At 68.3% G+C, this 19,512-nt stretch carries 14 protein-coding genes; 7 read left to right on the top strand and 7 right to left on the bottom strand.

Annotated elements, in window-relative coordinates; genetic code table 11:
- Positions 1-625: 625 nt before the first annotated feature.
- Together FHY09_RS06895 and FHY09_RS06890 are read right to left on the bottom strand one after the other, a co-directional pair.
- Positions 626-3,268 (bottom strand): PAS-domain containing protein, encoded by a 2,643-nt coding sequence (locus FHY09_RS06895; RefSeq protein ID WP_166925479.1) that lies wholly within the window; start codon positions 3,266-3,268, stop codon positions 626-628.
- Positions 3,269-3,341: 73 nt separating this feature from the next.
- Entirely contained in the window at positions 3,342-4,502 is a 1,161-nt protein-coding gene (locus FHY09_RS06890) for a porin (RefSeq protein WP_166925477.1), read from the bottom strand.
- Between the two features lie 289 nt (positions 4,503-4,791).
- On the opposite strand from FHY09_RS06890, the gene FHY09_RS06885 reads away from it, so the two are divergent.
- The 5 genes from FHY09_RS06885 (at position 4,792) to FHY09_RS06865 (ending at position 11,448) form a co-directional block, all read left to right on the top strand.
- A complete protein-coding gene (locus tag FHY09_RS06885) occupies positions 4,792-6,138 on the top strand; it encodes a dicarboxylate/amino acid:cation symporter (protein ID WP_166925475.1) in 1,347 nt (448 codons plus the stop codon).
- Between the two features lie 199 nt (positions 6,139-6,337).
- Positions 6,338-8,629, top strand: coding sequence for an NADP-dependent malic enzyme (locus FHY09_RS06880; protein ID WP_166925474.1), 2,292 nt, complete (start codon positions 6,338-6,340; stop codon positions 8,627-8,629).
- Positions 8,630-8,814: 185 nt separating this feature from the next.
- Positions 8,815-9,012, top strand: coding sequence for a zinc-finger domain-containing protein (locus tag FHY09_RS06875; protein WP_166925547.1), 198 nt, complete (start codon positions 8,815-8,817; stop codon positions 9,010-9,012).
- 17 nt (positions 9,013-9,029) lie between these two features.
- Positions 9,030-10,148, top strand: a complete 1,119-nt coding sequence (locus FHY09_RS06870; RefSeq protein WP_166925471.1) for a glycosyltransferase — start codon at positions 9,030-9,032, stop codon at positions 10,146-10,148.
- Positions 10,129-11,448, top strand: a complete 1,320-nt coding sequence (locus FHY09_RS06865) for an O-antigen ligase family protein (RefSeq protein WP_166925469.1) — start codon at positions 10,129-10,131, stop codon at positions 11,446-11,448. The genes FHY09_RS06870 and FHY09_RS06865 overlap by 20 nt, the downstream gene beginning before the upstream one ends.
- A gap of 33 nt (positions 11,449-11,481) precedes the next feature.
- Here FHY09_RS06865 and FHY09_RS06860 read toward each other — a convergent pair whose 3' ends face one another.
- Positions 11,482-12,402: an LpxL/LpxP family Kdo(2)-lipid IV(A) lauroyl/palmitoleoyl acyltransferase gene (locus FHY09_RS06860; RefSeq protein ID WP_166925467.1), complete on the bottom strand. Its 921-nt coding sequence runs from the start codon at positions 12,400-12,402 to the stop codon at positions 11,482-11,484.
- A gap of 99 nt (positions 12,403-12,501) precedes the next feature.
- Here FHY09_RS06860 and waaA point away from each other — a divergent pair, with 99 nt between their 5' ends.
- The gene (gene waaA, locus FHY09_RS06855) at positions 12,502-13,818 is read left to right on the top strand and encodes a lipid IV(A) 3-deoxy-D-manno-octulosonic acid transferase (protein WP_166925465.1); all 1,317 of its coding nucleotides are present in this window, start codon (positions 12,502-12,504) and stop codon (positions 13,816-13,818) included.
- 29 nt (positions 13,819-13,847) lie between these two features.
- Here the strand turns inward: waaA and FHY09_RS06850 are convergent, their stop codons facing one another.
- The 3 genes from FHY09_RS06850 to FHY09_RS06840 are packed head-to-tail and all read right to left on the bottom strand — an operon-like array spanning position 13,848 to position 16,711.
- Positions 13,848-14,576 carry an MgtC/SapB family protein gene (locus FHY09_RS06850; protein WP_166925463.1) on the bottom strand — a complete coding sequence of 243 codons (729 nt, stop codon included), beginning with the start codon at positions 14,574-14,576 and terminating at the stop codon, positions 13,848-13,850.
- Between the two features lie 40 nt (positions 14,577-14,616).
- Positions 14,617-16,002, bottom strand: coding sequence for a magnesium transporter (mgtE, locus tag FHY09_RS06845; protein ID WP_166925461.1), 1,386 nt, complete (start codon positions 16,000-16,002; stop codon positions 14,617-14,619).
- A 43-nt stretch (positions 16,003-16,045) separates the two neighbouring features.
- A complete protein-coding gene (locus FHY09_RS06840; protein WP_166925459.1) occupies positions 16,046-16,711 on the bottom strand; it encodes a hypothetical protein in 666 nt (221 codons plus the stop codon).
- Positions 16,712-17,115: 404 nt separating this feature from the next.
- Here FHY09_RS06840 and FHY09_RS06835 point away from each other — a divergent pair, with 404 nt between their 5' ends.
- Positions 17,116-18,099, top strand: a complete 984-nt coding sequence (locus tag FHY09_RS06835; protein ID WP_166925457.1) for a hypothetical protein — start codon at positions 17,116-17,118, stop codon at positions 18,097-18,099.
- Positions 18,100-18,148: 49 nt separating this feature from the next.
- On the opposite strand, the gene FHY09_RS06830 is transcribed toward FHY09_RS06835, so the two are convergent.
- Positions 18,149-19,510, bottom strand: coding sequence for a TolC family outer membrane protein (locus FHY09_RS06830; protein WP_166925455.1), 1,362 nt, complete (start codon positions 19,508-19,510; stop codon positions 18,149-18,151).
- Positions 19,511-19,512: the final 2 nt, after the last annotated feature.

The raw sequence follows: 19,512 nt of genomic DNA, 5'->3' as shown, positions 1-19,512 counted from the left end.
GGCCTCGCTTCGCGCCATCCATGGCGCTCAACGCCCCCACCCAACCCCACCGCCCAGCCCTGTGACAGGTCTGCATCCACCACGGGAATAAGAAAAAAGAGCAAAAGCAAAAGCAGGCTTACGGGCTGCCGATGCTTTTGCTTTTGCTTTTGCTTTTTTATTTTTTCATCCGTGGCGGCGCACGGAGATTGTCGGGGGCTGGGCGGGTGGGGGCGGCGGGGGCGTGTCGCGCCAAGGATGGCGCGACGCGAGGCACGCAGGATGCAGATTTTGCCGTCCCCCGCCGCCTCCACCCGCCCAGCCAGACCACGGAAACCCAGAAATCCCGCGCCGCCACGAGGGGCTCAGCCGTTCGCCGTAACCCCACCGACAGCCCCCCCACCTCGTGTGCACGAACACCAACGCTTTTGCTTTTGCTTTTCTATTTTTCATCCGTGGCGGCGCACGGAGCGTGTCGGGGGCTGGGCGGGTGGGGGCGGCGGGGGCGTGTCGCGCCATGGATGGCGCGACGCGAGGCACGCACGGATGCAGCTTTTGCCGTCCCCCGCCGCCTCCACCCGCCCAGCCAAACCACGCACACCCGAAAATCCCGCACCGCCACGAGGGGCCCAGCCGTTCGCCGCCATCAGCCCCGGTGCCGCAACAGCAGCTGGGTCATCAGCGCGCGCAGTGCCGGCGGCCGCACCGGCTTGGACAGGAACCCCCAGCCGCGCTCAACGGCCTTCGCCCTCAGCCCCTCGTCGTGCTCGGCCGTGACCAGCACCACCGGCGGGCGCGCCTGCCAGCGGTCACACAGCGTCTCGTACAGCGCCGGCCCATGGAACTCGCCCATGCGCACATCCAGCAGCACCAGCTCGGGTGCCGCGCCTGGCTGTGCCGACTCAAGCGCGGCCTGCGGCCCGTCCGCCTGCTCCACCACGCAGCCCCATTTCTCCAGCAGCGCCCGCGTCGCCGCGCTCACGTGTACATCGTCATCAACGGCCCACACCCGGCGGCCACGAAGGGGGCTGTCGACCGTGGTCTCCACCACCACCGGCGGCGGCGCCAGCGGTACCACGTCGCTGGCGGTGCCCAGCGGCACGCATACCTCGAACATGCTGCCGCTGCCCAGGATCGAACGCACCGCGATCGGATGGCCCAGCAATCGTCCAATGCGCTCCACGATCGCCAGTCCCAGCCCGGCGCCACGTTCCTGCCCGTCGTGCAGGCGGCGGAATTCCTCGAAAATTTCCCGGTGCAGGCTCTCGGGGATGCCCGGGCCCTGGTCATGGACCTGGATGCGCAGCCAGGCGCCGTCCCGCCGGCAGCCCAGCAGCACCCGCCCGCGCGGGGTGTAACGCAAGGCGTTGGACAGGAAATTCTGCAGGATGCGGCGCAGCAGGGCCTCGTCACTGACCACCACTGCCCGCGTGCGTACCCAGTGCAGCTGCAGGCCACCGGCCTCGGCGGCGATGCCGAACTCGCGGGCCAGCGTTTCCAGCAGCGGCTCCAGCGCGAAGGCGCGCACGCGCGTCTGCAGCGAGCCGGACTCCAGCCGCGAGATGTCCAGGAGGCTGTTGAGGATGGCGTCCTGTGCGGCCAGCGCGGTGTCGATGTGGTCAGCGGTCTGCTGCTGCGCGGGGTCGGGCAGGCGGCTGCGCAGCACTGACATGAACATGCGCGCGGCGTTGAGCGGCTGCAGCAGGTCATGCACGGCCGAGGCGACGAAGCGGGTCTTGTAGCGATTGGCCTGCTCGGCCTCGCGGCGTGCCTGTTCCAGGTCGTGCGTACGCTCGGCGATCCGGTGCTCCAGCGCATCGGCGAGCGAGCGCAGTTCGCGTGCCGCGTTCTTGTAACTGGTGATGTCGGCGTAACTGGTGACGAAGCCACCGTCGGGCAGCGGGTTGCCGCGGATTTCCAGCACGGTGCCGTCGTCCTTCTCGCTTTCGCGCATGTGGGGACGGCCACTGCGCAGGTGGTTCAAGCGGCGCTCGATGGCCTCGTCGATCGGGCCGGGTCCGAGCAGGCCGCGGCGTGCGTTGAAGCGGAACATTTCCTCGATCGGCCGGCCCACCTGGATCAGCCCCGGGGGAAACTTGAACAGTTCGACGTACCGCGAATTCCACGCCACCAGGCGCTGCTCGCGGTCGATGATCACCACACCCTGCGGCAGGTGCTCCAGGCTGCGGCTGAGGCCGTGGTCGGCGGCCTGGGCGGCTTGCATCAGGCCATCCTGCGCGGTGCGCAGCTCCAGGGCATGCTGCTTGAGCAGGGTTTCCAGTTCGCGGCGGCTGCGCTGGCGGTGCGCGGCGAGCCGGCGCCGCTGCTGGACGAACAGCGCAAGGAAACCGAGCGCCAGCCATGCCGCCCCGGCGCCGATGGCGGCACTGCGCGCGATCGCCGCCGGTGCGCTGGCATCGTGCAGCAGATGCAGCTGCCACTGCTCCTGGGGCAGTTCGATGGACTGCCACAGCATCGGCCGTGGCAGCGCGGGGTCGGCCACCCATACGATCCGCCCTCCGTCGCCGAGCGTGCGCTCGGTGCGGGTGCGCAGGGGTTGCAGATCGCGGTCGGCGTACTGCCGCGTCTCGCGCATCTGGCGGCGCTCGGTGGTGCCGAGGGGGCGCAGCAGGCGGTAGCGCCAGGCATCCTGGTTGGCCAGGAACACGACATCGTGGTGGTCGCTGGCGAGCACGATATCGCTGCTGGACAGCCATTCCTGTTCCAGCGCGGACAGTTCGATCTTGATCACCACCACGCCCACGCGACGCCCGTCCGCACCGAGGATGGCCTGGGAAAGAAAGTAACCGGGAACGCCGGTGGTCATGCCGATGCCGTAGAACCGTCCGCGCCCGGTGGCCATCGCCTGCTGGTAGTACGGTCGGTAGCTGTAGTCCTCGCCGACGTTGCTGGACGGCAGGTTCCAGTTGCTGGCCGCCACGGCCACTCCGTCCGCCCCGACCAGGGTCAGCGTGGAGCTGCGGGTGACCTGGTTGGCCCGTTCCAGCTTGAGGTTCAGCTGCTGCCGCGCCATGGCGTCGAGTGGCCGCTGCAGGGCGATGAGCAGGTCAGGATCCAGTGCCATCACCTGCGGCAGGATCCCGAAGCGGTCGATGCGCTGCTGCAGGCCGGTGGCGTACAGCTGGAGCTGGCGTTGTACCTGCACGCTTTCGCCTGCCATGGCCCGGCGTCCCGCCACATGGCTGGCAACGGCCGCACACAGCAGGGTGCCGCCGACCATGACCAGCAGGGTCGACACGAACCTGCGGTAGCGGCGCAGCCAAGGCATGCGAAGAGTTTACCCGTCCTGCAGGCACGTCCCCGAAAGGCATCGGGCCCTTCGGGGACGGGGTGTCAGGCGATCAGAAATGCACCTGCGCGCGGACTTCGAAGATCTCCGGGGTGCTGTGCACGCCGCGGCGGCTGGCGTCGGCCTTCACGTAGTTGGCCTGGAACTTGAAGTGGCTGGTCAGGTACCAGTTCGCACCGAAGGTCCAGTTGTGCTCGCGGCCCCCGAGTACGGCGCCGTCGTCGAGGTCCAGGCGGCTGTAGCGCGCCAGCAGCTCCACCGCGCCGTAGTCGCGCGCCGGCTTGATGTTGGCCACGCCGCCTGCCGCGTACGGTCGCGATTCGCCGGTCAGCACCCAGCTGCCCATGAGGTACTGGCCGTTGCCGGTGTAATCGGGCTGGCCATCGCGGGTGATGGTGGCCTGCAGCGCTTCACCCTGAAGCGAGAACGGGCCGCGGATCCAGATGCCTTCCAGGCCGGCACGGTTGACCTTGTCCGCCGTGACCAGCGCACCGGAGTCCACCAGGCGCAGGTCGGTCAGGCCGGCCTCCGGCCGCGCACGGAAGCGCGCGGTGGCCTCGTGGTGCACATCGCGGCCGTCACGCCAGCCACGCGGATTTTCCTGCGAAAGGGCCAGGCCCAGGTGCAGCACGTTGCCTTCGGCCTTCACCGGGGTCCACACCGCACGCAGTGCCTGCATGGTGCCGGGGTTGTCACCCTGCAGGTCCTTGCCGCCGTAGGCGCCAGCCTGCAGCAGGTAGGCCGGGCGCTCCAGCGCCCACTCGATACCGGTGCGGCGGCCCGCGTAGAACGCCTGCACCGGCATGGCGAATTCCATGAAGCTGCCGGCCCGCGAGCTCGTCACCGCGTCCAGGCCGACCGGCGTCTTGATGTAGCCCACGCGGAAGCGGCCGATGTCCTGGCCGAACAGGGCCTTGCTCTCCACGCGGAAGAACACGTCGAGCCAGGTATCGGACTGGAAGTCGTAGTACACCATCGCGTCATACACGCCTTTCTTCTTCAGCGTGGCGCCGAACTCCTTGCGGCGCACCGCGTCGGCGTTCTCGATATCGCCGGAAAAATTGTTCCAGTCGTAGGCGATGTTGCCGGTGGCGGCCAGTTCGGTGCCATCACTGAAGGCCACCTTGGTCGGCCAGTTGTCGAAATCGGCGGCGGAGGCCAGCAGCGGGGTCGTGGCCAAGGACAGGGCCAGCAGGGCAGGGGTCATTCGCATGAGGTGGACATCTCTCTCGTATTGGGAGGCGTTATCGGCCGTTGCCGCTGGCACTTGAAAGCGGGCGTGCCATGCGGGGCGGGGCCGGACGGCCGGCGAACCACCGGCCCTGCCCGCCGTGGGGGCGTGCGTGCGGGGCAAGTGTAGGCACTCCCGGCGGGCTGAACCGGCGGGATAGTACCAATAGGTTATCTGCTCGGGGCCACCGGCGGCGTACAAATGCGCCGTCCCATGTGGCTGCGCGGTCATCCCGCTGCAGCCGCGCCATCCGCCCCTTCCGGAGTCCATCATGCACGTTCCCGCCCCAGCGCAGGTCCCTGCCAAACCGCTGCCGTTCTACCGGCAGCTGTATTTCCAGGTCGTCGTCGCCATCATCCTCGGGGCCGTGCTCGGCCATTACGAGCCGCTGGTCGGTGAGAAGATGAAGCCGCTGGGCGATGCCTTCATCAATCTGGTGAAGATGATCATCGCGCCGGTGATCTTCCTGACCATCGTCACCGGCATCGCAGGCATGACCCACCTGCGCACGGTCGGGCGCGTGTTCGCCAAGGCCATGGCCTACTTCATGTTCTTCTCCACCCTGGCCCTGGTGGTCGGCATGGTGGTGGCGCACGTGGTGCAGCCGGGCGCGGGGATGAACATCAACCCGGCCGACCTGGACCAGAGCGCGGTCAACAGCTACGTGCAGAAATCGCATGAGCTGACCCTGGTCGGCTTCATGATGGACATTATTCCCAAGACGCTGGTCAGCGCGTTCGTGGACGGCAACATCCTGCAGGTGCTGTTCGTGGCGGTGCTGTTCGGCATCGCCCTGGCCCTCGTCGGGGAGAAGGGCAAGCCGGTGCTGACCTTCCTCGAAGCGCTGGTCGCGCCGGTGTTCAAGCTGGTGCACATCCTGATGCGGGCCGCGCCGATCGGTGCCTTCGGCGCCATCGCCTTCACCATCGGCAAATATGGCGTGGGTTCGCTGATCAACCTGGCCTGGCTGGTGGGCTCGTTCTACATCACCGCGTTCCTGTTCGTGGCCGTGATTCTCGGCATCGTCGCGCGGCTGTGCGGTTTCTCGGTGTTCAAGCTGGCGCGCTACCTCAAGGCCGAGCTGCTGCTCGTGCTCGGCACCTCCTCCTCCGAATCGGCGCTGCCGTCGCTGATGGAGAAAATGGAACGCGCCGGCTGCAGCAAGTCGGTGGTCGGCCTGGTCGTGCCCACCGGTTATTCGTTCAACCTCGACGGCACCAACATCTACATGACCCTGGCCGCGCTGTTCATCGCACAGGCCACCAACACGGAGCTGACGCTCGGGCACCAGATCGCGCTGCTGCTGGTGGCGATGCTGAGCTCCAAGGGCGCGGCGGGCGTGACCGGTGCCGGCTTCATCACGCTGGCGGCCACGCTGGCGGTGGTGCCGGAGGTGCCGGTGGCCGGCATGGCGCTGATCCTCGGCGTGGATCGTTTCATGAGTGAATGCCGTTCGCTGACCAACTTCATCGGCAACGCGGTGGCCACCGTGGTGGTCTCGCGCTGGGAAGGCGCGCTGGACCGTGACAAGCTGGCGCTGGCCTTGAACGGCCGCGAAGGCGAGCTGCCGCCGCCGGTGGACGCCGTGCTGCCGGGCCAGGCCTCCGCCAAGGCCTGACCTGCATCGTGTGCTTCGGTGGGGCTCATCGGCGACGGTGGGCCCTACCTGTTTGAGCGCCGCCGCGCGTGCCGTGGCGGCCTGCGGTCCGGCCCGCCACTGCTGCGCCGCAGCACCCGCGCGACAGCCCGGCGACAGGTCCGCACCATCCATCGGGGGTATCATCCCCTGTCCCTTGCCCATTCATGTGCCCAGTCGAATGTCCAACGAAGATTTCAAGCAGGCCGCTCTCGATTACCACCGCATGTCGCCGCCGGGAAAGATCAAGGTCACGGCGACCAAGCCGATGCTGACCCAGCGTGACCTGTCGTTGGCGTATTCCCCGGGCGTGGCCTACGCCTGCCAGGAGATCCAGGCCGATCCGCAGCTGGCCAGCGCCTACACCGCGCGCGGCAACCTGGTGGCGGTCATTTCCAACGGCACCGCCGTGCTCGGGCTGGGCAACATCGGTCCGCTGGCCGGCAAGCCGGTGATGGAAGGCAAGGGCGTGCTGTTCCAGAAGTTCGCCGGCATCGATGTGTTCGACATCGAAGTTGACGAGATGGATCCGGACAAGCTGGTGGACATCATCGCCTCGCTCGAGCCGACCTTCGGTGGCATCAATCTGGAAGACATCAAGGCACCGGAGTGCTTCATCGTGGAGCGCAAGCTGCGCGAGCGCATGAAGATTCCGGTGTTCCATGACGATCAGCACGGCACGGCGATCATCGTCGGTGCGGCCGTGCTCAACGCCATGGCGATCACCGGCAAGAAGATCGAGGACGTGAAGCTGGCGACCACGGGCATGGGCGCGGCCGGCATTTCCTGCGTGAACATGCTGGTCCAGCTGGGCGTGAAGCCGGAAAACATCCTGGCCTTCGACCGCGAGGGCGTGATCCATACCGGTCGCACCGATCTTGATCCGGAAAAGCAGCGCTATGCGCGCGACACCGACAAGCGCACGCTGGCGGAGATCGTCGACGGCGCCGATATCTTCCTCGGGCTGTCCGCCCCGGGCATCCTCACCCCCGAGATGGTCAGGACGATGGCACCGGATCCGGTGATCTTCGCGTTGGCCAACCCCACGCCGGAAATCATGCCCGAGGACGTGCGCGCGGTGCGTGCCGACGCCATCATCGGCACCGGCCGGTCGGATTATCCGAACCAGATCAACAACGTGCTCTGCTTCCCGTACCTGTTCCGTGGTGCGCTGGACGTGGGCGCAACGGCCATCAACGAGGAGATGAAGATCGCCTGCGTGCGCGCGATCGCCGCGCTGGCACGCCGTGCGGCCACCGACATGGGCTCGGCCTACGGTGGCGAGGCGCCCAGCTTCGGCCGTGATTATCTGATCCCGCGTCCGTTCGACCGTCGCCTGCTGGTGGAACTGTCGGCCGCCGTGGCCCAGGCCGCGATGGATTCCGGCGTGGCCGAGCGTCCGATCACCGACATGTCGGCTTACCGCCAGAAGCTTTCCGAGTTCGTTTACCGCACCAGCCTGATGATGAAGCCGGTCTACGACCGGGCACGCGGTGACAAGCAGCGCGTGGTGTATGCCGAAGGCGAAGAGGAAGTCGTGCTGCAGGCCGTGCAGAACGTGGTGGACGAGGACCTGGCGCACCCGATCCTGATCGGCCGTCCCGATGTCATCGAAGCGCGCATCGAGCGGCTGGGACTGCGGCTGAAGATCGGTGAGAACATCGAAGTCACCAACATCAACGACGATCCGCGCTTCAACGAGTACTGGCAGTACTACCACGCGCTGACCGGTCGCCGTGGCGTGACGGTCGCGGCGGCCAAGAACCTGATGCGCTCGCGCCCAACGCTGATCGCTTCGGTGATGGTGGCGCGCGGGGAGGCCGATGCGCTGCTCACCGGCATCGTCGGCCGCTTCCACAAGAAGCTCGGCTACGTGCGCAGCGTGCTGCCGCTGGAATCGAAGGTGACCTCGACCTCGGCCATGACCGGCGTCATCAACCAGCAGGGCGTGTTCTTCTTCGTGGACACCCACGTGCAGGAAGACCCGACCGCCGAGCAGTTGACGGAAGCCACGCTGCAGGCGGCCTACCGCATGAAGCTGTTCGGCATCGAACCGAACGTGGCCCTGCTTTCTCACTCGAACTTCGGCAGCCATGATTCGAAGGACGCGGTGAAGATGCGCCAGGTCCGCGAGATGCTGCTCAAGCGCAACCCGCGCCTGAACGTGGACGGTGAAATGCAGGGTGATACGGCGTGGGACGAGGCGCTGCGCCAGAAGCTGCTGCCCGGTTCGACCCTGCAGGGCCGCGCCAACCTGTTCGTACTGCCGAACCTGGAAGCGGCCAACATCGCCTACAACCTGGTGCGCGTATTCACCGACGGTGTGGCGATCGGTCCGATCCTGATGGGTGTGAACAAGCCCGCGCACATCCTCACCACCAGCGCCACCTCGCGCCGGATCCTCAACATGACCGCGATCGCTGCGGTGGATGCGCAGATCCGCAAGCAGCTCGAGGCTGAAAAGAAGGCGTAAGCCGTCTTCGCAGCTGCGGGCTGCCCCGCAGCCCGTCCTGATCCCCGCTTCCGGCGCGCCCTTTGGACCACCAAGGGGATTCCCGCGCCGAGGCGGCACGGCCCGCCGTCGCCCAACCGGGGGCAACCACAGCGCGGCTGCCTGCTAGAATGACCTCCCTCGCATTCCGCCCCCTGGTCATCGCCATGAGCCACACCGCCACCGCGCCCGCCAATACCGAAAAGCGTTACACCGTGCACCGCGGCGACCTGCCGCTGAGCTGCCCGACGCCGGAGATGGCGCTGTGGAACTCGCACCCGCGCGTGTACCTGCCCATCGAAGACGAACCCAACGGCGAGGCGCAGTGCGCCTACTGCGGCGCCGTCTTCGTGCTCGCCGACTGAACCGGGCCAACGCCTCCATGCGTCGCCTGACCGTGGTGCAGTTGCTGCCGGCGCTGCACTCCGGCGGGGTGGAGCGGTCCACGCTGGAAATCGCGGCTGCCCTGGTGGCGGCCGGCCACCGTGCACTGGTCGTGTCGGCCGGCGGCCGCCTCGTGCAACCGCTGCTGGACAGCGGCGGCGAACACCTCACGCTGGATATCGGCAGGAAATCGCTGCTGACGCTGCGCCACGTGCCCACCCTGCGCCGGTTGTTCGCCGAAGTCGGCGCCGATATCGTGCATGCACGTTCGCGGCTGCCCGCCTGGCTTGGCCTGCACGCACTGCGTGCAGTGCCGGCCGCCCGCCGCCCGCACTGGGTGACCACCGTACACGGACTCAATTCGCCAGGCCGCTACAGCCGGGTGATGACCACTGGCGAGCGTGTCATCTGCGTGTCCAACACCGTGCGTGGCTTCGTGCGCGCGCACTACCCGGATGTGGAAGATGCCCGCCTGCAGGTGATTGCGCGCGGCGTGGACGTCACCCAGTTCCCGCGCGTGGCGCGCAACGATCTGCGGCCCCGGCTGGCCCTGGCCAGGCAGCATGCGTGGCTGTCCGACCCGCAGGGGCCGGTACTGCTGCTGCCCGGCCGCGGGACGCGTCTGAAGGGGCACACGCACGCGCTGCAACTGGCGGCGCGGCTGCACGCGGAGGGCGTCCCCGCGCACCTGTGGATGCTGGGTACTGACGAGCCGGGCCGTGAGCGCTACCTGGACGAACTGAGGGCCGAGGCGGCCGCGTTGCAGCTTCCGGCGAGCCATCTGCATATCAGTCCGCCCACGGCGCGCATCGCCGAGGCCTACGCCGCCAGTGATCTGGTGCTGCAGCTTTCCGACAAGCCGGAAGCTTTCGGGCGCACGGTGGTGGAGGCGCTGGCCGTCGGACGCCCCGTGCTGGGGTGGGACCACGGCGGGGTGGGCGAACTGCTGGGCCAGCTGCAGCCGTCCGGCGCCGTGCCCCTGCATGACCAGGCGCAGCTCTGTGAACGCGCGCTGGCCTTGCTGGCCTCGCCGCCGTCGCTGCCGGGGAGGATCCCGTTTACGCTGCAGGCCATGCAGCGCGACACGCTTCGTCTCTATGCCGACCTCGCAGGCTGACCTGACATCGCCCGTGCCCGATGACCGCGCCGGCCGCTGGGCCCCGTGGTGGGTGCTGGCGTTCGTTGCGCTGTGGCCATTGCCCGGCATCGCCGAAGGCGTGCTCGGGCTCGGTGCGATCTATGCGGCAGTGCGCATGGTGATGCGTCGCGTGCAGGGGCAGCCGCGCCTGCTGAGCCCGGCCGCCTGGGCCCTGACCTCCATCCTTTTCCTCGGCTACTGGCTGCCACAAGCCTTCTCCGCGCTGGATGCGGTGGACCCGTCCGCGGCCTGGAGCAAGACGGCGGCGGGCCTGCGCTATCTGCCCTTCATGTGGCTGGTGGCCATTGCCGTGGCCACCCCGGCGCGCCGCGCGTTGACGCTCGGCGGGCTCGGCATCATCACCCTGGCATGGACAGTCGATGCACTGGTGCAGGCCGTGGCGGGCACCAGCCCCTGGTTCTGGTCGCTGGACCAGCTCAAGCAGCTGGTGAGCCAACAGCCGCTGTGCAGCGCCGCTGAGGCCGCGTTGGCCGATCGCCTGAGTGGTGCGCTGGGGCCGTGCAACCTCAAGTTCGGCCAGGTGCTGGCCAGTCTTTCGGCCTTCCTGCTGCTGCCGGCGGGGGCACGCTTCGGGCGCCCGGGCTGGCTGCTGGCCTCGCTGGCCGTCGGAGGGGTGTTGCTGCTGGCGGGATCGCGTGCTTCCTGGATCACCTTCGCGCTGGTGGTGGTGTACAGCGGCTGGCGCGTGCTCGGCCCGCGGCGGCTGCTGCTCATGCTGCTGGCGGGTGCGCTGGGGACTGCCGCACTCACCGCTGCGGTACCGCAGCTGCGGGAACGCGTGGCCCGCACCGCGCTGGCCTGGCAGGGCACCGACGATGGCATGGACCAGGCGCTCTCCGGCCGGGGCCGGATCTGGGCGGCGGCCGGCTGCATGATCCAGGCGCACCCGATCAATGGCGTGGGCGCGCGCGGCTTCCGCGATGCCTATCCGGCCTGCGATCCGGAGCACGGCACGCAGGGCGTGTGGGGCGCGGGGCCGGCGCTGCACGCGCATCAGATCGTGCTGGAAATCCTCGCTGAGACCGGCGTGCTGGGCTTGCTGCTCTGGCTGGCAGCGTTCGCGCAGGCCTGGCGTGCCTGGCGGTTCGCCCCACAGAACGCACGCGATCGCGCACGTCCGGCCATGCTGGCGCTGGCGGTCACGGTGTTCCCGCTGAACACCCACCTGGCCTTCCATTCCACGTTCTGGGGCGGGTTGACCGTCCTGCTGGCCGCGCTGTTCGCCGGCAGCCTGCTGGCCCGCGAAGACGCTCCCTAGCGCACGCTGTCCCCGGCGGCCCCAGCCTCCGGATCAGTCGCGGTAGTAATCGCTGCGGCCGCCCGGCTGGCGCTTGAAGCGGCGGTGGATCCACAGGTACTGGTCGGGGGCCTCACGCACCATCTGCTCGATCGCCTGGTTCACCCGCGCGGTATCGGCCTCGACGTCCTGGCTCGGGAAGTCGGCCAACGGCTCGCCGATCTTCAGGTAATAGCTGCCGCCCACCCGGCGGTGGAAATACGGAACCACCGCGCATCCGGTCATGCGCGCGAGCTGGTGCGTGGCGGTGATGGTGGCAGCGGTGTGGCCGAAGAAGGGCACGAACACGGTGTCCTTGCCCCGCATGTCCTGGTCCGGCGCGTACCACAGGAATCCGCCCTTCTTCAGGTGGCGCACCGACGCGCGGATGTCCTCGTTGGCGAACATCGCCTTGGCATAGCGCAGGCGACCGGACTTCACCGCCCACTCGAACACTGGGTTGCGATGCCTGCGGTACATGCCCGAGAGCTCGACGTGGTCACACAGCAGGCGCCCGCACATCTCCAGCGTCATGAAGTGCCCGGACACCAGCAGCACGCCGCGACCCTCCGCCTGCATGCGCTGCAGATGCTCCAGGCCTTCGATGTGCACGTGCGGGCGGATCGCATCGATGCTGCCCCACCAGGCGCGCGCGAACTCGAAGATGCCGATGCCGAGCGCATCGAAGCTGTCGCGCAGCAGGCGCTGCCGCCATGCATCGTCCTTCTCGGGGAAGCACAGCGCCAGGTTTACTTCGGCCGCACGTCTGCGGCTGCCAGCGAAGCGCCAGGCGAGGGAGCCGACGCCACGCCCCAGGACACGCTGCAGCGCCCAGGGCAGCCGCGCGATGGCAAAGGCCACCAGCATGGCAGCGAACGTGGGCCAGTGGCGGGGATTTCGCAGTGAGGGCCGGGGGGCGGTCGTGGCATCGGACATGCCGGCATTCTAGCAACCCGCCCGGCAACCCGCCGGGCGGGACCCGCGTATGCGCCGCCTGCGTGTCTTTACCGGGTACGGCATCGTATCCTTGCGGGCATGCGTAAAGACCCTCTTGAATGGATCCTGCGCGGCCTGTATTCGGTCGCGCTGTACCTCCTGCTGCCGATCACTGTGTACCACCTGGTCTGGCGCGGCTTCAGGGTCCGCGAGTATTTCCGCCGCTGGGACGAACGCTACGCGTCCTATCCCGAGCGCAGTTGCCAGCCGCGGGTGTGGCTGCATGCGGTCTCGGTGGGTGAGGTCAATGCCGCCGCCCCGCTGGTCAATGCGCTGCGGGCACAGCGCCCGGATATCCGCTGGGTCATCACCACCATCACCCCCACCGGTTCGGAGCGCGTGCGTTCGCTGTGGGGCGATGCGGTGGACCACGTGTACCTGCCCTACGACGTGCCGGGCAGCGTCGGCCGTTTCCTCAACCATTTCCAGCCCAGTCTCGCGCTCATCCTGGAAACCGAGCTGTGGCCGAACATGCTGTTCGGCTGCCGCAACCGCGCGATTCCCGTGTACATCCTCAACGCACGCCTGTCGGCGCGCTCGCTGCGTGGCTACCGCGTGCTGGCGCCATTGATCCGGCGCGCGCTGCGCACGGTGACCTGCGTGGCAGCGCAGTCGGAGGACGATGCGGCCCGCTTCGTGCAGCTCGGTGCGGATGCCACGCAGGTGCAGGCCCTGGGCAACCTGAAGTTCGATATCGGCGCGCCCGACGTGCAGGCCTTCGTGCAGCGCTTCCGCGACGGCGTGCCCGCCGGCCGCCCGGTGTGGATTGCCGCGAGCACGCACGAAGGGGAGGAGCAGGCCGTCGTCGAGCTGCATCGGCGCCTGCGCCAGGCGCAGCCGGGCCTGCTGATGCTGTGGGCGCCCCGTCATCCGGAACGTTTCGGCCGGGTCGAGCACCTGGCCCGCGAGCAGGGATGGAAGGTGGCCACGCGCCGCATGCAGCAGTGGCCCGGCACGGATACCGATGTGTTCGTGATCGATACGTTGGGCGAGCTGATGTCCTTCTACGCCTGCGCCCAGGTGGCTTTCGTCGGCGGCAGCCTGCAGCCGATCGGCGGGCACAACCTGCTGGAGCCGGCCGCGATGGGCACGGCGGCGGTGACCGGGCCGTACCTGCACAACTTCGCCGAGATCTCCCGGCGCATGCTGGAGGCCGGCGCGCTGCTGGTCGGCGAGGACAGCGCCGCTGTGGGACAGCACCTGCAGCACCTGCTGGCCGACGAACAGGCGCGCGAGGACATGGCCAGTACCGGCTGCGCGCTGGTGCGCAACGGCCGGGGCGCGCTGCAGCGGACCATCGAACTGGTCGGCCCGCACCTGCCGCCGCCGCTGGCGCCGGCCAGCAGCGGCCGCTGAGCCTCGCTGCAGGGACACCAGGACACCGCTCACTCGGTGGCGCTGGCGCTCCAGAACGCCTGGCGGACCTGTGGCTGGCCCTGCAGCTGCACGACCAATCCATCCAGCGCTGCCGCGTCCACGCACGTGGCCGCCAGCGTGGCTTCGATTTCCACATCGTGTTCGCCGAACGCCCGCACATCCAGGTGCATGGCTGGATGACTGCACGCTTCCAGCGCCTCTTCCAGCAGCGTCAGTACCGCGCCCTGTCGCCGTGCGCCAACGATCACGCAGACCGTGTGGGTCATCTCCACCTGCTGCATGTCCAGCGGGCGGCGGTTGATGGCATTGGCCACCGGCCGCAGCAGCGTATTGGCGCAGAGCACGAACATCGTGCCCAGCACCGCCTCGGTGAGCAGCCCCAGCCCGGAGGCCACGCCGATCGCGGCCGAGCCCCACAGGGTGGCCGCGGTGTTGAGCCCGCGCACGTTGCCTTCCTCGCGCATGATCACGCCAGCGCCGAGGAAGCCAACGCCGGAGACGACATAGGCCACCACGTGCAGGGGGCTGGGCGTGCCCCCGTGGTCGCCGTGGTAGCGCAGGGCGATGTCCACGAACAATGCCGCGCCTACCGCCACCAGCACATTCGTGCGCAGGCCGGCGGTACGTTGCCGGTACTGTCGTTCCAGGCCGACCACCGCGCCCAGCACGAAGGCCAGGCCCAGTCCGGCCAGGGTGTCCAGTGCCGCCATGACATCCAGCTGTTCGATCATCCGCATCGGATCGTCTCCTTCCAGAATCGGTGCCGGTGAACCAGGCTCACGCCACCACACCGCGCAGTTCGTCGGCCAGCAGCAGCCAGGCAAAGCCGAAGTAGATGAACACACCAAGCAGGTCCATGATCGAGGTGATCAGCGGCGAGGACAGGGTGGCCGGATCGGCGCCGATGCGACGTGCGGCGAACGGCAGCAGGGCCCCGATGATGCCGCCGAGCACCGTGCACACCAGCATGCTCAGGCCGACGACCAGGAGGATGTCACCGCCGATTCCCTTGCTGAAATAGGCCAGCACGGCTTCAAGCAGCGCGATGGCGATACCCAGCCCGAACGCGACGGGGACCTCGCGGCGGATCACGAACAGGATGTGCCGCCACGTGCCGGTGAGTTCGCCCAGCGCCATGCTGCGGATCACCAGCGTCGCCGACTGGCTGCCGGTGTTGCCGCCCATGTCGACGATCGGTGCGATGAACGCGGCGAGCACGATCACCTGGCTCAGGATCTCCTCCTGGGCGGCGACGAACGTGCTGGTCAGGATGCCGAAGCCGGTGAGCACGGCGAGCCAGAAGACGCGCACGTTGAACATGCGCCGCAGCGGCGTGCGAACGATGTCCAGATCGGTCCCACCGCCCACGGCCGTGCCGCCGAAGCGGGCCAGCTGGTTGGCATCCTGTTCCTTGTCGATGTCCATGGCGTCGTCGACGGTGACGATGCCGATCATGCGGTCGTTGCCGTCGATCACCGGCACCGCAAGCAGGTCGTAGCGGCGGATGAGTTCGGCGGCCTGCTGCCGGGGCCAGGACGCGCGCACGAACACCGGATCGGCGCGCAGCAGCGCCGACAACGGTGCATCGGGTGCGGCGACGACGAGGTCACGCAGCGACAACGTGCCACGCAGCCGACGGCAGTCATCGAGCACGTAGAGCACATACAGGGCTTCACTGGACGGGGCGATACTGCGCAGGTGGCGTAGCGCGGCGTCGGCGTGGATCGCGGCGTCGACGGCGATGAAGTCCGAGGTGGTGACCGAGCCCACGGTGCCTTCGGGAAAGGCCGTGAGCTTCAACACGTCATCGCGCTCGTGGTGGCGCAGCGCCGCCAGCAGCGCGTGACGCAACGGGGGATCCATGCGGTTGAACAGGTCGGCACGGTCGTCGGCCGGCATGTGGCGCAGCAGTTCCAGCTGCGCCTCACGCGACGAAGCCTGCAGCACCGCGTCCTGGCGCGCAGGGGTGAAGTGCACGAACAGCGCCGCCCGGATGGGCCGGTGGATCTGGAGAAGGACGCTTGCGACATCCTCGACGGCGAAGTGGCTCATGGCTTCGGCCAGATCGTGGGGATGCACCGTCGTGGCCAGCGAGGGGAAACGGCTGGTAGCGGGCGAGCTGATGGCCGACTGGACGGCGGCGCGCAGGGCTTCGAGGTTCATGGATGGATCCTTGGTTGATGCATTGCAGAGGGAGCGCGTGCGATCAGCGCGCGAGCGGCAGGTTCAGACCCAGCGTCAGCCAGCGGTCTGCGTCGTCGTGGTGGTTGCGGCCGAACAGCAGGTCGATCGACGCGTCGTTGCGCAGGTAGCGGCGCAGGCCGGCCTGGGAGCGCCGGGCACGCGTGCTGTCACGTGCCTGCTCCAGCAGCAGGGACCAGCGCGATGAGGCCTGCAGTTCCGCGCCGGCTCCCAGTTCCAGCCCACGCGCTCTGGCTGTGTGGTGCCAGCCCAGCATGCCGTGCAGCTGCAGGCGGCCTGCCGCAGGCAGGCGCACCGTCATCGGCACCTGCAGTGAAAGCGCGCGCGCACCGGCCTGCTGCAGGTCATCGGACCAACCGGCGGACAGGGCGACCTGCACCGGTGCGTGGTCCGCGCCCAGCACCGTGCGCTTGAGCCCCAGCGACCACGGTAGGCTGGCGGCGTGTCGCAGGGACGAGGCACCGAACGACCATTCGGTGCCGTGCCGGGTACACGCGCCCACGGCCGTGAGCTCAGCGCCATGCGCGGGTGGGCGGTACCAGGTTTCGAGCTGGCAGTGCTGTTCGGGCGTGGTGCCCGCGTCATCGACAAGCAGGCTGGCTGCCGCCTGGGCATGCATCGGCATCAGGCCGGCAACAAGGGGAAACGCAATGGGATAACAGGCGCGCATGGGCAATCTCCGGGTGAGCGGATGCGCCAGCGACTCCCGCAGGAACCGAAGCAGAGTGCGTTGCAGTCGTGGAGGTTGCCCGGGCCGTCAGGCGGCCGGGCGAAGCCCCATCCCGGCGAGGGACGGGACCTGCTGGAGGTCGGAGTCGTGCCGGGTCAGATGCAGCGGATTCGACTGTGACTGTCCAAGCAGGAGCCTCCGGGGCAATGAAGAGGCGCGCAGAGTGACGTGCCTGCAAGCGAACCGCAACAGCCGGCTGCGACACGTGCTGATAACGATCACTTTCTGATGCAGGGAGGTCGGGCGTTCCGTAGCGCAGGACGTGGATTGCAACTTTCCGTATTCCTGATCCGCGCGTGCGGTCGCAGCGTGGTTGCTCGTCCCACCACGCGAAAGGAGAAACCGTGACCCAGACGTACCCACTTTCCCGAAGCTTTTCCCGCTCCGTCATTCTTGGGGCTGTCGTCCTCGGCGCTGTGCTCGGCGCCCCGGCAGCTCATGCGGAAGGCAGCGGCAGTCCGCGTTACACCGGTCCCCTGGTCACGCCCCCGCCGCCCTTGCCGCAGGGGACGCTGCTGGTGGAACCTTACCTGATCAACAGCCACGCCAGCCGTAGCTGGGACAATGATGGCAACCGCCATCGCACCCGCGCACCGGACCAGTGGCGCGTGGTCGTGCCGATCAACTACGGCGTGCATGAGCGGGTCACCCTGGGGGCCACGCTGAACGCGTACTACAACCGCGATGCCCACAACAACCGCGCCTTCGATGTGGGCGATACCGGACTGGTGGCGCTGTTCGGACTGCACCAGGGCACTGGGCCGTCGCAGGCCACGTTGACGCTCGCGCTCCGGCAGGGCATCACCACGGGCCATCATGACCGCCTGGAAGAACGGCGCATCTCGGTGGCGAGCGGCAATGGCGCAAGCACCACGGTGATCGGCCTCCACGGCCAGGCGTACTTCATGGACGGTCACCTGCGCACGCGTGCCAGCACCGCATGGCGCATCCCTGGCGCGACCACCGGGGTGCGTGGGCAGAGTGGTTTCGGAACCGCCCCGGGCTTTGACGGACGGGTGCGGCTCGGCACGGCGCTGGAGTCGTCGATGTCGGCCGAGTACAGCCTGTCACCGCGGTGGGTGCTGGTCGGCGAACTGCTGCATGAACGTGAGAGTGGCCTGAGCGTGCACGGCACGCAGGGGCCCACGGGCAAGCGCACCGAGGTGCACCGCCGTGATCCGGCAAGCTGGCGTTTCTCGGTGCTGCCCGCCGTGGAGTACCACTTCAGTGATCAGGTGGGGGTGTTGTTCGGTGCGCAGATAGCGGTTGCCGGACGCAACACCAGCCAGGTGGTTGCGCCGCAGGTCGCGGTGAACATGGTGTTCTGACCCGGCAGGCACGGCGGGAGCGAGGCCACAGGCCCCGCTCCCGCTGGCATCAGTTGCCGACCGTCGTGCTCGGGTTGCCGGCGTTGGCGGTCAGCAGCCGGTTGATTTCCTGCAGTTCGGCGATGTCCAGCGCGCCCACGGCCTGGCTCAGCAGCAGGCGGTTCTGCAGGAAGGTGTAACGCGCATTGGCGTAATCGAGCTGCGCGGAGAACAGGATGCGCTGGTTCTGGATCACGTCCAGCACCGTGCGCGTACCTACTTCCAGGCCGACCTGCGAGGCATCGTAGGCGCTCTGGGCGGACACCACCGCCAGGCGGCGCGCCTCCACTTCGCTGATGCCCGCCACCAGTGTCTGGTACCCGTTGCGGGTGTTGCGGTCCAGCGCGCGCTTCTGCTGCTCGTAACTGTCCTGGGCGATGTCACGCTGGGCCAGCGCCTGGCGCACGCCGGACTGGGTGGCGCCACCGGCGAAGATCGGCACGTTGAGGGTCAGGCCGATGCTGTTGGTACGCGCATCCGGGCTGAGCGAACCGGCGCCGACGCTGTCACCCCAGGTCGCGCTCTTGCCTGCGCTGGCCCCGAGCGAAAGGGTCGGGTAGTGCGCGCCGCGGGCGGCCTGCACGCTGGCTTCGGAGGCGGCCACCTGCAGTTCCTGTGCCTTCAGCGCCGGGTTCCGGGCCACCGCTTCCTGCACCAGCTGGTCCACGTTGCCGCGGTTGGCCGGCACTTCCGGACGGAAGTCTTCCGGCAGGCCACGCAGGTTGGTGACCGGCTGGCCGGTCAGTTCGGTGAGCGCCTGGTAGGCATCGGCCAGGGTGTTCTGCGAAACGATGGTGTTGGCACGCGCCTGGTCGTACTGCGCGCGCGCTTCATGGACGTCGGTGATCGGCGCCAGGCCGACCTCCAGGCGCTTGTCGGCGAAGTCGAACTGCTTCTTCGCCGCCTCTTCGTTGGTCTTGGCCGCGTTGAGCGATTCGATCGCCACCAGCACGTTGAAGTAGGCTGCGGAGGTACGCACGATCAGGTTGTCGTTGGCCGAATCCAGCGTGAAATCAGCCGCCTTGCTCAGCTCCTGCTGCGCACGCAGGTTGCTGAACTGGCTCCAGTTGAACAGCGTCTGGCTGCCATCGAGGGTGTACTGGCGACGGCGCGAATCGACCGTGCCGGAGTTGCGCGATGCATCGGCCTCGGTGCGCGAGCGGCTCAGCGATGCGACACCGTTGATCTGCGGCAGCAGTGCGGCGCGTGCCTGCACGGCACCTTCCCTGTCGAACAGCCGGGTGGACTCGGCAGCTGAAAGCTGCGGGTCACCGTTGCGGGCCATTTCATAGACCTGCAGCAGATCGGCGGCCTGGGCGGACAACGGCAGCAGGGCGGTGGCCAGCGCAAAGGCGAGGGTTCGGCGGATCATTG

This window comes from Xanthomonas sp. 60, from assembly GCF_011761925.1.
The sequence above is the reverse complement of the archived record's forward strand: the minus strand, read 5'-3'. Positions and strand labels throughout refer to the sequence as shown.

Bases quoted from the DNA above. Each gene is read 5' to 3' on its own strand.
- FHY09_RS06895 (WP_166925479.1), bottom strand. From the start codon at position 3,268: ATGCCTTGGCTGCGCCGCTACCGCAGGTTCGTGTCGACCCTGCTGGTC.
- FHY09_RS06850 (WP_166925463.1), bottom strand. From the start codon at position 14,576: ATGCGGATGATCGAACAGCTGGATGTCATGGCGGCACTGGACACCCTG.
- FHY09_RS06885 (WP_166925475.1), top strand. From the start codon at position 4,792: ATGCACGTTCCCGCCCCAGCGCAGGTCCCTGCCAAACCGCTGCCGTTC.
- FHY09_RS06870 (WP_166925471.1), top strand. From the start codon at position 9,030: ATGCGTCGCCTGACCGTGGTGCAGTTGCTGCCGGCGCTGCACTCCGGC.
- FHY09_RS06880 (WP_166925474.1), top strand. From the start codon at position 6,338: ATGTCCAACGAAGATTTCAAGCAGGCCGCTCTCGATTACCACCGCATG.
- waaA (WP_166925465.1), top strand. From the start codon at position 12,502: ATGCGTAAAGACCCTCTTGAATGGATCCTGCGCGGCCTGTATTCGGTC.
- mgtE (WP_166925461.1), bottom strand. From the start codon at position 16,002: ATGAACCTCGAAGCCCTGCGCGCCGCCGTCCAGTCGGCCATCAGCTCG.
- FHY09_RS06875 (WP_166925547.1), top strand. From the start codon at position 8,815: ATGAGCCACACCGCCACCGCGCCCGCCAATACCGAAAAGCGTTACACC.
- FHY09_RS06840 (WP_166925459.1), bottom strand. From the start codon at position 16,711: ATGCGCGCCTGTTATCCCATTGCGTTTCCCCTTGTTGCCGGCCTGATG.
- FHY09_RS06865 (WP_166925469.1), top strand. From the start codon at position 10,129: ATGCCGACCTCGCAGGCTGACCTGACATCGCCCGTGCCCGATGACCGC.
- FHY09_RS06830 (WP_166925455.1), bottom strand. From the start codon at position 19,510: ATGATCCGCCGAACCCTCGCCTTTGCGCTGGCCACCGCCCTGCTGCCG.
- FHY09_RS06890 (WP_166925477.1), bottom strand. From the start codon at position 4,502: ATGCGAATGACCCCTGCCCTGCTGGCCCTGTCCTTGGCCACGACCCCG.
- FHY09_RS06860 (WP_166925467.1), bottom strand. From the start codon at position 12,402: ATGTCCGATGCCACGACCGCCCCCCGGCCCTCACTGCGAAATCCCCGC.